At 72.5% G+C, this 15,510-nt stretch carries 4 protein-coding genes; all 4 read left to right on the plus strand.

From position 1 onward, the window contains the following. Nucleotides 1-24 precede the first annotated feature (24 nt). From ACFOY2_RS50720 to ACFOY2_RS50735, 4 genes are read left to right on the plus strand one after another with little or no spacing between them, the layout of a single operon-like run. Complete coding sequence (locus tag ACFOY2_RS50720) at nucleotides 25-1,074, plus strand: iron-siderophore ABC transporter substrate-binding protein (RefSeq protein ID WP_379535371.1); 1,050 nt, start codon at nucleotides 25-27, stop codon at nucleotides 1,072-1,074. Between the two features lie 46 nt (nucleotides 1,075-1,120). Then, a complete protein-coding gene (locus ACFOY2_RS50725) occupies nucleotides 1,121-2,914 on the plus strand; it encodes an ABC transporter ATP-binding protein (RefSeq protein ID WP_379535372.1) in 1,794 nt (597 codons plus the stop codon). Nucleotides 2,915-2,921: 7 nt separating this feature from the next. Next, the gene (locus ACFOY2_RS50730) at nucleotides 2,922-13,820 is read left to right on the plus strand and encodes an amino acid adenylation domain-containing protein (RefSeq protein ID WP_379535373.1); all 10,899 of its coding nucleotides are present in this window, start codon (nucleotides 2,922-2,924) and stop codon (nucleotides 13,818-13,820) included. Beyond that, entirely contained in the window at nucleotides 13,807-15,507 is a 1,701-nt protein-coding gene (locus ACFOY2_RS50735; RefSeq protein WP_379535374.1) for an ABC transporter transmembrane domain-containing protein, read from the plus strand. Before ACFOY2_RS50730 ends, ACFOY2_RS50735 begins: the two co-directional genes overlap by 14 nt. Nucleotides 15,508-15,510: the final 3 nt, after the last annotated feature.

A 15,510-nucleotide genomic window follows, 5' to 3' on the forward strand; every position in this document is an offset into this window, starting at 1 on the left:
TTGCACGAAAGCAAGGGATTCCGGATGCTCCTCCACCGAACAACAGTCACGACGACCGTGCGGCGGTTCGCAGCGGCGCTGTCCGCCGCGATCCTCGGCGCCGGCCTCATCACGGGATGCGGCTCAGGCTCGACGGACCAGCCGATCACCAACACCGCGGCCACCGCGGGGGGCGCGTTCCCGGTCACCGTGGAGCACGCGTTCGGGTCCACGCAGATCGCCCAGGCCCCCCAGCGGGTCGTCTCCGTCGGCTACACCGACGACCAGGCCATCCTGGCGCTCGGCGTGAAGCCGGTCGGCATGGTCGACCAGTATCCGAACCCGCCGGGCAAGACCCCCGACGTCAACACCCAGTGGCCCTGGGTGAAGGACAAGTGGGGCCAGACCCGTCCCGAGGTCGTCATGAACAACGGCGACTCCGGCCCGAACTACGAGAAGATCGCCGCCCTGCGGCCGGATCTGATCATCGCGGTCTACTCCGAGATCGACCAGGCCGCCTACGACCGGCTCTCCAAGATCGCCCCGACGGTGGGCCGCACCAAGGGCGAGGCGGAGCCGTTCAGCGCGCCTTGGCAGGACAACGCGGTACACATCGCCAAGGCGCTCGGCAAGGCCGACGAGGGCGCCAAGCTGGTGAAGGACATCCAGGACAAGCTCGAAGCGGCCCGTAAGGCGCACCCGGAGTTCGCGCAGCGCACCGCCGTCGCGGTGTCCTGGTACAAGAACTCGGTCGCGCCGTTCACCACCACCGACGTCCGCGGACGCCTGGTGTCGGGCATCGGCTTCAAGGGCGCGGCGGAGATCGACAAGATCGCGGGCGGCAGTTTCTACACCGTGCTGTCCCCCGAGCGCATCGACCTGATCGATGTCGACCGCATCTTCGTCATCGCCGACCAGGCGGACCAGGAGGCGCTGAAGAAGTTCGAGTTGTTCGCCAACCTGCCCGCGGTCAAGGACGGCAAGGTGTCGTTCCTGCTGGACAGCGAGGGCCCGGCGGTCGGCGCGGCCATGTCGCAGAGCACCCTGCTGTCCCTGCCGTACGCGATCGACGAGCTCGTCAAGTCGGCCGGGTAGCGATGCAGGCGACCATGTCCTGTCCCCGGCCTGCCATGGTCCGGGTGTGAGCGCCGCCGGCACGGCCATCCTGCGCACGGCGAGCGGACGCGAGGCCGCCCGATGGGTCGCGGCGCACTCCCGCGAGGTGCCGTGGCTGACGGGCGCCACCGTGCTCACCACGGTGGCGGGCGCGGCGCTCCAGGTGCTGCCGATGTTCCTGCTCGGCCAGGTGGTCGACGGGGTGATGGCGGGCGAGTCCCCGTCGATCCTGGTCACGGTCGGGGTGCTGATGGTGGCCGCCGCGCTGCTCGGCACGGCCGCCGCCGCGGCCTCGACGTACCTGATCGGGCGACTGGGCGCCGATCTGCTCGCGCGGCTGCGGGAAGGCGCCGTCCGGGCGGTGCTGGGCATGCCGAGCGCGCGGATCGAGCAGGTCGGCCGGGGCGACGTGCTGTCCAGGGTCGGCGACGACGTGGCCGTGGTGTCCAAGGGCATCAGGACGGCCATCCCCACGGTGTTCGCGTCGGGCGTGCTGGTCGTCATCGCCACGGTCGGCATGTTCGGGCTGGACTGGCGGCTCGGCCTGGCGGGCGCCGGCGCGCTGCCCGCCTACGCGCTGGCCCTGCGCTGGTATCTCCCCCGGTCCGCGCCGCTCTACCGGAAGCAGCGCGAAGCCCAGGCCGATCGGGCGCAGGCGTTGATCAGCGGCCTGAACGGGATCGGCACCGTGCGGGCCTACCGCCTTGAGGAATCCTTCCGCGAGCGGGTCACCAGCGAGTCGTGGCGGGTGCGCGATCTCGGCGTCGAGGTGTTCCGCTTCTTCGGCCGGTTCGTCGGCAGGGAGAACCGCGCCGAGTTCATCGGGCTCGTCCTGATCATCGTGGTGGGGTACGTCCTGCTGGAGGCCGGCGCCGTCACCTTGGGCGAGGCGTCGGTGGCCCCGCTGCTGTTCCACCGGCTGTTCAATCCGCTGGGCTCCATCATGTTCACCTTCGACGAGGCGCAGAAGTCGGGCGCGAGCCTGACCCGGCTGGTCGGGGTGCTGGGCGAGGCCACGCAGGACAGGCTGGTGGGTCACGCGGCCGCCGCGCCGGCGGATGCCGGGCCGTATCCGGTGACGGTGGAGAGGCTGACGTTCACCTATCCCGGATCCGAGCGGCCGGTCCTGCGGGAGGTCGACCTGACGATCCCGGCGGGCGGTTCGCTCGCGCTGGTGGGGGCGACGGGCGCGGGCAAGTCGACCCTGGCGGCGCTGATCGCCGGCATCGGGACCCCGCAGGCCGGGTCGGTGCGCATCGGGTCGACCGATCTGGCCGGTCTGGACGAGGCCGGCGCGCGGGCCTTGGTGAGCATCCTGACGCAGGAGACGCACGTGTTCTCCGGCGCGCTCGCCGAGGACCTGCGGCTGGCCGCGCCGAAGGCGGGCGACGCCGAGCTGATGGAGGCGTTGCGCGAGGTCGGCGCCGAGACGTGGGTCGCGGCGCTGCCCGGCGGGCTGGACACCGTGGTCGGCGAGGGCGGCGAGCGCCTGGACGGCACCAAGGTCGCCCAGATCGCCCTGGCCCGGCTGGTGCTGGCCCGGTCGCCGGTGGTGGTGCTGGACGAGTCGACCGCGGAGGCGGGCAGCCAGGGCGCCGCCGAACTGGAGCGGGCCGTGGCGGCCGCGTGCCGTGGCCGCACCACGCTGTTCGTGGCGCACCGGCTGACCCAGGCGATGGCGGCGGACCGCATCGCCGTGCTGGACGCCGGCCGCGTGGTCGAGCAGGGAACCCACGAGGAACTGGTGGCTCTGGGCGGCCGGTACGCACGGTTGTGGCGCGCATGGCAAGAACCTTCATCCTTGGAAAGGGACGGCTGAGTCTTCGATGATGGAACCGAGCACTCGTCTCGTACTGCTCTCTCCCGCGCGCCTGGCCGACGTGCGCAGGCGGACCGGCGATTACTCCGACGACACCATCACCCAAGCATGCGCCATCGGGCTGGCCTACTGGGCGACGGGCCAGAGCCCCGACAGCCTCGACCTCACCCCCGCCACCCTGTTCGCCGACGTCCTCGGCTGGGCCGACAACGGCGGGGACGGGGTCGGCGGCTGGGAGGCCGGCGCGGACGGCCGCGGCATCACCGTCCCCGAGGGCGTCGCGCTCGCCGACGCGCAGCTCGCGCTGGACGATCTGGCCGACTTCCCTGATCGGCCCATCGCCACCATCGGCCCTTCCAGCGTGGCGGCCCGGCTCGACGCCCTGGCCGAGTGGAACGGCAACAGGGTCGAGCGGGTCCGCCCGACCCTCGTGGAGATGTTCCGCGAGCAGGCTCGGACCAGGCCGGACGCCGTCGCCATCGTCGACGGAGGCCGGTCGCTGACGTACCGTGAGGCGGCCGGGCTGTCCAACCAGCTGGCCCACCACCTGATCGGGCGCGGGCTCACCGCCGAACAGGTCGTCGGCATCTCGCTGGGCCGTTCCGCCGAGATGGTGATCGGCCTGCTGGGCGTGCTGCAGGCGGGGTGCGCGTTCGTGCCGCTCGATCCGCGGTGGCCCGCCGAGCGCCGAGCGGTCGTCATCGAGGACGCCGGGGTCGTGGCGCAGCTCAACGACTCCGGCGAGCACGACGCGGGTGAACCGGAAGCCGTGGCCCTCGATCTCGACGACTGGCGGTTCGGTTCACATCCCATCGACGACCCCGAGGTCGCCGTCCCCGGCCCCTGCCTGGCCTACGTGATCTTCACATCGGGGTCGACGGGGCGGCCCAAGGGCGCGATGATCCGGCACGAGGCGATCAGCGAGCGCCTGCTGTGGCAGGGCAAGGAGATCCTGGGTTTCGGCCACGACGACGCCTCGCTGTTCAAGGCGCCGCTGTCGTTCGACATCTCCATCAACGAGATCTTCCTGCCGCTGGTGTACGGCGGCAGGCTGGTGATCCTGCGGCCCGGCGGCGAACGCGACCCGCACCACCTGCTGAGCGTGATCGCCGAGCAGCGGGTCACCTTCACGTACCTGGTCTCGTCCATGCTGGACGTGCTGCTGGAGATCGCGGGCGAGTCCGGGCGTCTGGACAGCCTGCGGCACGTGTGGTGCGGCGGCGAGGTGCTGACGCCGGAACTGTACGAGCGCTTCCGCACCCGGCTCGACATCCCCATGTACCACGGCTACGGCCCGGCCGAGACGACGATCGGCGTCTCGCACGTCATCTACCGGGGCGCGGCCGAGCGCCTGTCGACGTCGATCGGCAAGGCCAACCCCAACACCGAGTTGTACGTGCTGGACGAGGAGCTGCGCCCGGTCCCGCTCGGCGTCGGCGGCGAGCTGTACGTGGGCGGGTTCCTGCTGGGACGCGGGTACGTCAACGCGCCCGGCCTGACGGCGTCCCGGTTCGTGGCCAACCCTTTCGCCTCGGACGGGTCCCGGCTGTACCGGACCGGTGACCTCGCCCGCTTCGCCCCGGACGGGTCGCTGGACTTCCTCGGCCGGGCCGACAACCAGATCAAGATCCGCGGCATGCGGTTGGAGATCGAGGACGTCGAGGTCGGTCTCGCGGAGCACCCCGGGGTGCGGCACTCGTGTGTCGTCGCGAAGAAGAACGCGGCGGGCGGCACGTACCTGGTCGGGTACGTGATCCCGGCGGCGGGCAGCGAGGACCTGCGGGCCGGCGAGGTCAAGGCGTGGGCCGCCGAGCACATGGTCGAGTACATGGTGCCGGCGCGCGTCGTGGTGATGAAGGAGTTCCCGCTCACCGCGAACGGCAAGCTGGACCGCGGCGCGCTGCCGGAGCCGGCGGCCGAGGCGGGGCCGTTCGTCCCGCCCGCCACCGAGAACGAGCGCGTGGTGTGCGCGGCGGTCGCGTCGGTACTGCGGCTGGACGAGGTCGGCGTCGAGCAGAACTTCTTCAGGCTCGGCGGGGACAGCATTCTGGCGATCTCGCTGCTGAGCGCGCTGCGCGAGGCGGGCCTGCACGTCACGGCGGCGCGGGTGTTCGCCAGTGGCAGCGTGGGGGCGCTGGCGGCGGCGGCGAGCCGTGATGACGTCTCCGTCGCGGACCGAGGGGATGTGGCGACCGGTTCCGTCGTGGGGGCGCCCATCGTGCAGTGGCTCGGCCAGACCACGGACGCCATCGACGGCTTCGTGCAGTCGGTGGTGCTGGGCACCCCGGCGGACCTGACCGCCGGCGCCCTCGACGAGCTGCTCGCCGCCGTGGTCAGGCGGCACGACATGCTGCGCGCCAGGCTGGTGCGCGGCGAGCGCTGGGGCTTCGACATCCCGGAGGCCGGCCAGGCCGTCGCGGGGTGGCAGCGCAGCGACCTGCCGCTCGACGAGTGCGTGCGGCTCGCCACCGACGGGCTGGACCCGGAGGGCGGCGTGATGCTGCGGGCCGTCTGGCGGCTCTCGGCACGGCAACTGGTCGTGGTCGTCCACCACGTGGTGATCGACGGCGTCTCATGGCGGGTCCTGATGGAGGACCTGGCCACGGCGTGGCGGCAGCTCACCTCGGGCACGCCGATCGAGCTGCCCCCGGTCGGCACGTCGTTCCGGCGCTGGACGCAGTTGCTGGAACGCGCGGCGTTCGAGGCGGACCGGGGCTACTTCGCTCGTCCCCTGCCGGGCGCGGACGGGCCGTTGGGCAGGCGCCCGCTGTCCGAATCCGACACCGTCGCGCGTGAGAGGGTCGTGTCCGTCTCGGCCGGCCCCGAGGTCACGGCCGCGCTGCTGGGCGAGATCCCGGCAAGATTCCACGCGGGCGTCAACGACGTGCTGCTGACCGCGCTCGCCGTCGCCCTGGCCCGGTGGCGCCGCGACCTCGGGCAGGATCAGACGTTCGCGCACATCGAGCTTGAGGGCCACGGCCGCGAAGGACGGTTCGTCGCGGACGCCGGCTACGAGCCGGACCTGTCACGGACCGTGGGCTGGTTCACGACCCTGTTCCCGGTGGCCGTGGACCCTGGCGCGGCGGCCGATTTCACCGCCCCCGCGTACCTGTCCTCCGCGCTCAAGGCGGTCAAGGAGGACCTGGCGAGGGTGCCTGGCAACGGCGTGTCCTATGGCGCGCTGCGGTACCTGACCGGCGTCGCATTCGACGCCTCCGCCCCGCAGGTGCTGTTCAACTACCTGGGCCGCTTCGACGCGGGGGTGGCCGGCGACTGGCAGCTCGCGGGCGCCACGGGGCAGTTGGGCGAAAGACGCGACCCGAGGATGCGCCTGCCGCGCGCCCTGGAGTTCAACGCGATCGCCGAACCCGGCGCGACCGGCGAGTACGAGCTGGTCACCGCCATCTCGTGGCCGGACGGGGTGTTCGCGCAGGAGGACGTCGCGACGATCGGCGAGTACTTCCTGGCGGCCCTGACCGGGCTGGCCGCGCTCGACCGGGGCGGCCACTCCCCCAGCGACTTCGGCGCGGTGCCGCTCACGCAGGCCGACGTCGACGCCCTGGACGGCCCGGCGCTGCGGGACATCCTGCCGCTGACCCCGTTGCAGGAGGGCCTGTACTTCCACTCGGTCTTCGACGACGACTCGGCGGGCAGTTACGTCGAACAGCAGCTACTGACGCTCGACGGCCCGGTGGACGCCGACCGGCTCGCGGCGGCGGCCACCCGGCTGCTCACGCTGTATCCGAACCTGGCGGCGCGGTTCGTGGCGCTGGCAGACGGCCGCGTGGTCTCGGTGCTGGAGGAAGGTGCGCGGGCGCCGTTCACGACGCTGGATCGCCCCGGCATCACCGCCGACGAGATCCGCGACCACGCGGAACGGGACCGCAGGGCCGGGTTCGACCTGGCCACGGGCCCGCTGATGCGCTACACCCTCATCCGCACGGGTTCCGGGGGGAACGTCCTGGTGCAGACCGTGCACCACATCATCGCCGACGGCTGGTCGGTGCCCCCGATGCTGCGCGCGCTGCTGGCCGAGTACCACGCACCGGGGACCGGGTACCCGCAGGACGGCTTCCCCGGCTACGTGCGCCGGCTCGCCGCGCGCGACGACGACGAGAGCGAGCGGGTGTGGCGCGATCAGCTCGCCGGCCTACCCGGCCCCTCACTGGTCGCCGAGGGGCACACCCCGTCCGGCCGGTTCGCGGAAACCGCCGTGGAGCCCGACGACGACATCGACGCGGCCGTCCGGTCGGCGGGCGTGCCGCTGAGCGTCGCCGTGCACAGCGCGTGGGCGGTGACGCTGGGCGGCATCCTGCACGGGAAGGACGTGGTGTTCGGCTCCACGGTGTCCGGGCGTGAGGCGGACGTGCCCGGCATCGAGGACATGGTGGGGCTGCTCATCAACACGATCCCCGTACGCGTCCGGTGGGACGGCGCCACCACGGCGCGCGAACTGCTCGCCTCGGTGCGCGAGCACCAGAGCGCGGTGCTGGCGCACCAGCACGTCTCCCTGACCAGGATCGGCCGCCAGGCCGGCAGCGGCCCCCTGTTCGACACCCTGGTCGTGTTCGACGTCGCCACCGACGTGGAAAGCCTGCGCGGGCCTGGCGACGAACTCCTCATCACCGGCATCGTGAACGAGGGCGCCCCGCACTACCCGTTGACGCTGGTGGTGGAGCGCGCGCCCGACGGCCGTCCGCGCTTCAACCTGATCTACGACGGCGAGCTGCTGCGCGAGGGGCAGGCCCAGGCGGTCCTGCGCACGTTCGCCACGGCCCTGACCGGCCTGCTCGCCCGGCAGGACGACCTGGTGTCCCGCGCTCCCGCGCAGATCACCCCGACGACCTTGGGCGGGCTGTTCGACGCCGCCGCGAGCCGCGACCCGGCCGCCACCGCCGTCACCCAGTGCGGTCTCGACGGCAGCACCCGGTCGCTGACCTACGGGGAACTGGCGCAGGCGAAGGACGAGCTGGCCTCGGCGCTGCGCGCGGCCGGGGTCGGGCCGGGCAAGCGGGTCGCCGTCGCCGTCCCGCGCTCTCTTGAGCAGGTCGTCGCCCTGGTCGCGATCGTCAGCGCGGGCGGTGCGTACGTGCCACTGGATCTGGCGTACCCGGACGAACGGCTGGAGTACGTCCTGGCCGACGCCGCCCCGCAGGTCGTGCTCGTGGACCGCGACCAGCGCGATCGTTTCACGGAGCTGGTGGCCAGGGCGGGCGTGCCCGCCCGGGTGCTCGCCCAGGGAGACGAGCTGCCCCTGGACACCACCGCGCCCGAGGTCGACTGGCACGACCCGGCGTACGTGATCTACACCTCCGGATCGACCGGCAGGCCCAAGGGGGTCGTCGTCCCCCACTCCAGCGTGGTGACGCTGCTCGCGAACACCCAGCCCGGCATGGGCTTCGGCCCGGACGACGTGTGGGTGCAGTTCCACTCCTACTCCTTCGACTTCGCGGTGTGGGAGCTGTGGGGCGCGCTGGCGCACGGCGGCGAACTGCTGGTGCCGGAGTACGGGCTGACCCGCTCCCCTGTCGACTTCCACCGGCTGGTCCGCGAGCGCGGGGTAACGGTGCTCAACCAGACCCCGTCGGCGTTCTACCAGTTCATGGAGGCCGACCGGCACATCGGCGAGCCGGTCACCGCGCTGCGCCGGATCATCTTCGGCGGAGAGGCGCTGGACCTCAGGCGGCTGCGCGGCTGGGTCGAGCGGCACGGCACCGGCTCGCCCGAGCTGGTCAACATGTACGGCATCACCGAGACCACCGTCCACGTCACGCACCGGGTGCTGACCGACGAGGACTTCGCCTTCCGCGACGACGTCAGCCCGATCGGCGGCCCGATCCCCGGCCTGGTCGCCTACCTGCTCGACGACCGGCTCCGGCCGGTGCCGCCCGGCCGGGTGGGCGCCATCTACGTCGCCGGCGACCAGGTGTCGCTCGGCTACCTGGGCCGGCCGGGGCTCACCGCGAGCCGGTTCGTGGCCGACCCGTTCGCCGGCGACGGCTCGCGCATGTACCACACGGGCGACCTGGCCCGCCGCACGCTCGACGGCGAGCTGGAGTTCGCCGGGCGCGCCGACGACCAGGTGCAGCTCAAGGGTTTCCGCATCGAGCTCGGCGAGGTGGAGACAGCGATCAGGGAGCTCGACGGCGTGATCGACGCGGCCGTCACCGTGTCCGCCGCTGGAGATCACTTGGTCGCGCACGTCGTGGGCCAGGCGCCTCGCGACGTCACCGGGCTGCTGTCGGCGAAGCTGCCCGCGCACATGGTGCCGCGCCGGGTGCTGCGGGTCGAGGCGCTGCCGCTGACGGTCAACGGCAAGCTGGACCGCACGGCCCTGAGCGAGCACGCCGCGCGCGACGACGCCCCGATGCTCGCGAATGCTTCCACGCTCGCCGCGCTGGTCGGTGTCTTCGCCGAGGCGCTGCCCGGCGGCGACGTGGACGGCGAGACCGACTTCTTCGTGGCCGGAGGCGACAGCATCGTCGCCATCACGGTGGTCAACCGGGCCAGGGCGCTCGGCCTGCCGATCACCCCACGGGAGGTGTTCCTGCTCAGGACGCCGCGAGCACTCGCCGAGCACCTGGAGACACGCACGCCGCGCTCGTCCACGGCCGTCCTTACGGGGGACGGCCCGCTGGCGCCGACGCCGATCATCCTGCGGCAACGGGAACTGGGCGGCTCTCTCGCCAGGTTCGCCCAGGCCAGGACGTTGGCAGCACCCGAGGGGACCGGGTTCGCCGACGTAGAGCGCGCCGCGAACGCCGTCGTGGCCGCGCACCCGGCCCTGCGGCTGCGGCTGCGCGTCGCGCACGGCGTGTGGGCGCTGAGCGCGGAACCCGCCCGCGAGGTCACCGTCGCCACAACGGCCGGAACCGACGCGACGGCCGTCGCGAACGAGGCCGCAGGACGGCTCGACCCCGAGGCCGGGGAGGTGATCGCGTTCTCCTGGCTGGCGGCGAGCCGGACCCTGGTGGTCACCGCGCACCACCTCGCCGTCGACGCGGTGTCCTGGCTGATCCTGCTGGACGATCTGGCCGCCGCCATGCGCGGGGCGGCTCTGGCGCCGCCGACCACGTCCTATGCCGAGTACGCCGACGCGCTGACGGCCCGGTCCGCCCACGTGATCGACGACCTCGACCACTGGGTCGCCACGCTCGAAGCGCCCGCGCTGCTGCCCGTGGTGGAGGGCCTGCGCGAGCTCACCGTGGAGGTCGCGCCCGAGGTGAGCGCCCGCGTGACGCGTACCGCGCCCGCCACGCTCGGCGTCGGGCTCACCGAGTTGCTGTGCGGCGCGCTGCGCACCGCGCTGACACGCCTCCAGCCCTCCCCCACCGACCTCGCGATCGACCTGGAGCGGCACGGCCGGGTCCCCGCGCTCGAACACCACGACTACACCCGCACGGTCGGCTGGTTCACCTCCATCGCCCCCGTGCGGCTCACCGCGCGCACCGACCCCGTCGCGGCGGCGCGCGAGCTCGCCGAACGCCAGCCGGACGAGCGCGGGCACGTCGCCTACGGCCGGCTCAGGTACCTCAACCCGCAGACGGCCCCGCTGCTGCACGCGCGCCCGCAGGTGCTGTTCAACTACCTCGGCCGAGGCAGCGAAGCCCAAGCCCTGCACATCACCGGCGGCGACCAGGGCAGCCCGTACGCCGTCGAGGTCAATGCGTGGATCGACGCGGCCACCGGCAGCCTGCGCGCGACCTTCACCCTCGCCGAGGGCATCCCCGACGAGCTCGCCGAACACTGGCGGCGCGCGCTGGAGGCGATCGCGGACGCCTGTGCGACGGCCGAGCGGACGGCGCCGGTGACCCCGCTCCAGAAGGGCCTGTTCTTCCAGGCGCAGCTGACGGGCCCGGCCGGGCACTACGTCGCCCAGAGCTACTTCGCCTTCGACCGGCGTCTGGACGCCGACGCCCTGGCCGAGGCGATGGCGTACGTGATCGCCCGGCACCCGGTCGTGGGCGCCGCCTTCACCACCGACGCCGGCGGCAACCCGGTCCAGGTCCTCGCAGCGGGCCGGCGGGTCGCCGTCCGCACGGTCGTCCTGTCGGCGGAGGCGGAGGCGGAGGCGGAGGCGGAGGCGGAGGCGGAGGCGGAGGCGGAGGCGGAGGTCGAAGCCCTGTGCGCGCGGGACCGCGACACGGGCTTCGACCCGGGTGAGCCGCCGCTGATCCGGCTGACCGTGGTGCGCCTGCCAGGCGACCGCGACGGCCTGCTGCTGAGCTACCACCTGCTGCTGTGGGACGGCTGGTCACGCGAGATCGTGCTGCGGGACCTGTTCGACGCCTATGAGGCCGTCCTCGCGGGAGAGCCGCTCGCCCCGGTCCCGGCCACGCCGAGCTTCGAGGACTACGCACGGGCGCTCGACGCCAGGGACTCCTCCGCCTCGGAACGTTTCTGGGCCCGGCACCTGACCGGCCTCCCCGGCCCGACGCTGCTCGCCGGACCGTCACCGTCGCTTCCCGACGACCTGCCGCGCGCGCTCGTGCGCACGCTGTCCGCCGAACAGTCGCATCTGCTGCGAGCGGCGGCCAGAACCCACGGTGTCACGCTGAACTCGGTGCTGACCGGCGCGTTCGGCCTGCTGCTCGGCGCGCACACGGGCCGGGGTGAGGCCGTGTTCGGCGTGACCGTCTCCGGCAGGGAGGGCGAGGGCCTGTCGGAGATCGTCGGCGTGCTGCTCAACACCGTGCCCATGTGGACGCGGGCACGACCGGACGACACGGTGCGGGACTACCTGTCGGCCGTGCAGGCGGCCAGGGTCGCGGCGATGGAGCACGAGCACCTGGGGCTCGGCGAGATCCAGCGGGCCAGTGGCCACGACCTCCTGTTCGACAACCTGTTCGTGCTCCAGAACTTCCTGGACATGGACGCGTTCGCCACGATGAACGCCAGGCACGGCATCACCTCGGTGCGGGCCGACGACTCCACGCACTACCCGTTCACCTGGGTCGTCACACCAGGCGACCGGCTCACGGTCAAGCTGGAGTATCGCGACCACGACGCGGAACGCGCCCGTCGTCTCCTGGACGGCTACCTGCGGATGCTCGACGACCTGGCCCGCGCGAGCGGCCCGGTGGGCGCGCTGCGGGGTTTCGGCCCGGAGCCCGAACCGGCCGACCGGACGGACGTCGGCACGGACACCGTGGTCGACCGCTTCGACCAGGCGGCGGAGCGCAGCCCCCAGCAGGTCGCGCTCGTCGCCCACGGCCGGACCATGACCTTCGCCCAGCTTCGTGACCGCAGCCGCGCGGTGGCGGGTGTGCTCGCCCGGCGCGGCATCGGCCCCGAGATGACCGTGGGGCTGGCGATCCCGCGGTCGCTCGACTCGATCGTGGCGCTGTTCGCCGTGCTGCGCGTCGGCGCCGCGTACGTGCCGCTGGAGCTGGACCACCCGGACGAGCGGATCGCCGCGATCGTCGCGGACGCCCGCCCTGATGTGATCCTCACCGTGAGCGCCGTCTCGCCCCGTTTGACCGGCGACCTGATCGAGCTGGACCGGCCCCTGCCCGAGGCCGAGCCGTTCACGACGTTCGCACCGGACGACCCCGGCCGCCTGCGGCACCCCGCGTACACCATCTACACCTCCGGATCGACGGGGAAGCCCAAGGGGGTGGTGACCGAGTACGCCGGGCTCACCAACATGCTGGTCAACCACCAGCGCCGGATCTTCGAGCCGGTGCTGGCCGAGCACGCCCACCGGGTCTTCCGGATCGCGCACACCGTGTCGTTCGCGTTCGACATGTCGTGGGAGGAGCTCCTGTGGCTCGCCGACGGTCACGAGGTGCACATCTGCGACGAGGAACTGCGACGCGACGCGCCCCGCCTGGTCGAGTACTGCCTGGAGCACGGCATCGACGTCATCAACGTCACCCCCACCTACGCGCAGCAGCTGGTGGCCGAGGGGCTGCTCGACGACCCCGCGCGGCGGCCCGCGCTGGTGCTGCTGGGCGGTGAGGCGGTCACCCCGGCGTTGTGGCATCGGCTCGCCGGAACCGAGGGGACGGCCGGCTACAACCTGTACGGACCCACCGAGTACACCATCAACACCCTCGGCGTCGGCACCTTCGAGTGCCAGGACCCGGTGGTGGGCGTGGCGATCGACAACACCGGCGTGTACGTGCTCGACCCGTGGCTGCGGCCCGTGCCGGACGGCGTGCCGGGCGAGCTGTACGTGTCGGGCATCGGCATCGCGCGCGGCTATCTCGGGCAGCCCGCCCAGACCGCGCACCGGTTCGTCGCGTGCCCGTTCGGCGAACCCGGAGAACGCATGTACCGCACGGGGGACCTCGTGCTCAGGCGGCCCGACGGGAACCTGATGTACCTGGGCCGCACCGACCAGCAGGTCAAGATCCGGGGGCACCGGGTCGAACCGGGCGAGGTCGAGGCCGCGTTCGAGGCGCATCCTGCGGTGCGGTTCGCCGCCGCGCTCGCCCAGTCCGATCCGCAGGTCGACGGCGCCTACCGGCTGGCCGCCTACCTCGTCCTGGACGGCGCCGACCTGGCGAGGGTCGCCGCCGAGGTGGGCGCCGGGCTGCCCGACTACCTGCGCCCCACGCACTACGCCCAGGTCGCCGCCATCCCCCTGACGGTGAACGGGAAGGCCGACGCCAAGGCGCTGCCGGAGGCCAGGCCACTCGGCGCGCTGACCACGGCGGGCGAACGCGGCCCCGCCACCGAGACCGAGACCTTGGTGTGCGAGTTCTTCGCCGAGGCGCTGGACCTGGACGACGACGAGGTGAGCGCGGTGAGCGACTTCACGTCCCTGGGAGGGCATTCCATGCTGGCAGTACGGCTGATCGGGCTGCTCCGCCGCGAGTACGGCCCCGTCATCACCATTCGTGACCTTCTCACCCTGCGGACCCCGGAAGCGATTGCCCGGCACCTCGATGACAACTCCTGACCAGCAGATGTACCGCACGGGATCCGGCATCCTGCGCACCGCGCTGCGGCGCAACGCGGGCGCCATGGCCTGGGGCACCGTCCTCATGGGCATGTACCAGGCCGCCGAGACCGCCTTCCCCATCGCGCTCGGCCTGATCGTCGAGCACACGATGCGCGAGCGCAGCCTCGCCTCGCTCGGCCTGTCGGTCGCCGCGCTCGCCGTGATCATCACGACGGTGTCGCTGTCGTGGCGGTTCGGGATGCGCATCCTGCAGAAGGCCAACACGACCGAGGCGCACCGCTGGCGGGTGCGGGTCGCGGCCTGCGGGCTCCAGCCGGTGGCCAGGGACGTCGACCTCAAGTCGGGCGAGGTCCTGACCATCGCCACCGAGGACGCCGACCAGACCGCCGACATCATCGAGGTGGTGCCGCTGCTGATCAGCGCACTGGTCGCGGTGCTGATCACGGCAGTCGCGCTGGGCATGGCCAGCGTGTGGCTCGGCCTGCTGGTGATCGTGGGAACCGTCGCGATCCTGTCGATCCTGAGCGTGATCTCCAGACGGATCGGCTCCGGCACCCGCGAGCAGCAGGCCCGGGTGGCGCGGGCGGGCGCGAAGGTCGCCGACCTGATCACCGGTCTGCGCCCGCTGCACGGCTTCGGCGGCAACCACGCGGCCTTCCTGTCCTACCGGAAGGTCAGCACGGAGGCGAGAAGCCAGGCGGTCACCGTCGCCAAGGTGAACGGCGCCTACGCCGGCGCGGCGCTGGCGCTCAACGCGGTCCTCGCCACGGCCGTGACCCTGGCGGCGGGCTGGCTGGCCTTCAACGGCCGGATCACCATCGGGCAGCTCGTCATGGCCGTGGGGCTGGCGCAGTTCATCATGGAACCGCTGAAGTTGTTCTCGGAGATGCCGAAGTACGTGATGATCGCGCGCGCGTCGGCCGAGCGGATGGCGCTGGTGCTGGCCGCGCCGCCGGTGATGACCCCGGGGCGGGAGCGTCCGTCCGCGGGCGGAGACCTGGAGGTCGACAGCGTCCGGTACGGGTCCCTGCGTGAGCTGAAGTTCCACGTGCCCGCGGGCGAGTTCGTGGCGATCGCCGCCTACCAGCCGGGCGCGGCGGCCGACCTCGCCTCGATCCTGGCCGTGAACGTCCCGCCTGGCGCGTATGAGGGTGTCGTGCGGGTCAGCGGGCAGGAGACGCGGGAGTTGTCGATCGAGGCGGTCCGCGAGCGCCTGCTGGTGAACCCGTACGACGGGGAGATCTTCGCGGGCACCCTGCGCACGAACATCGACCCGGCGGGCGCCGGCCGGATGATCCCCGAGGCCGTGGAGGCGTCCATGCTGACCGACGTCGTCGCCCTCCACCACGAAGGACTCGACTACGGCGTCCGCGACCGAGGCGCGAACCTCTCCGGCGGGCAGCGCCAGCGGTTGTCGCTGGCCCGCGCCCTGGCCGCCGACGCCGACATCCTCGTCCTGCACGACCCGACGACAGCCGTCGACGCGGTGACGGAACAGCTCATCGCGCGCAACGTCGCCGAGTTGCGCAGGGGCCGCACCACGATCGTGCTCACCAGCAGCCCGGCCTTCCTGGACGCCGCCGACCGGGTCCTCGTCCTGGACGGCGGCGTCATCACCGCGGAGGACACCCATCGCAACCTGCTCACCAGCGACGAGACCTACCGTCTGGCCGTGGCCCGGTGACGC

The organism is Nonomuraea purpurea (genome assembly GCF_042650645.1).
In the GTDB taxonomy this organism is placed as follows: domain Bacteria; phylum Actinomycetota; class Actinomycetes; order Streptosporangiales; family Streptosporangiaceae; genus Nonomuraea; species Nonomuraea purpurea.

Bases quoted from the DNA above. Each gene is read 5' to 3' on its own strand.
- ACFOY2_RS50720 (WP_379535371.1), top strand. From the start codon at position 25: ATGCTCCTCCACCGAACAACAGTCACGACGACCGTGCGGCGGTTCGCA.
- ACFOY2_RS50730 (WP_379535373.1), top strand. From the start codon at position 2,922: ATGATGGAACCGAGCACTCGTCTCGTACTGCTCTCTCCCGCGCGCCTG.
- ACFOY2_RS50735 (WP_379535374.1), top strand. From the start codon at position 13,807: ATGACAACTCCTGACCAGCAGATGTACCGCACGGGATCCGGCATCCTG.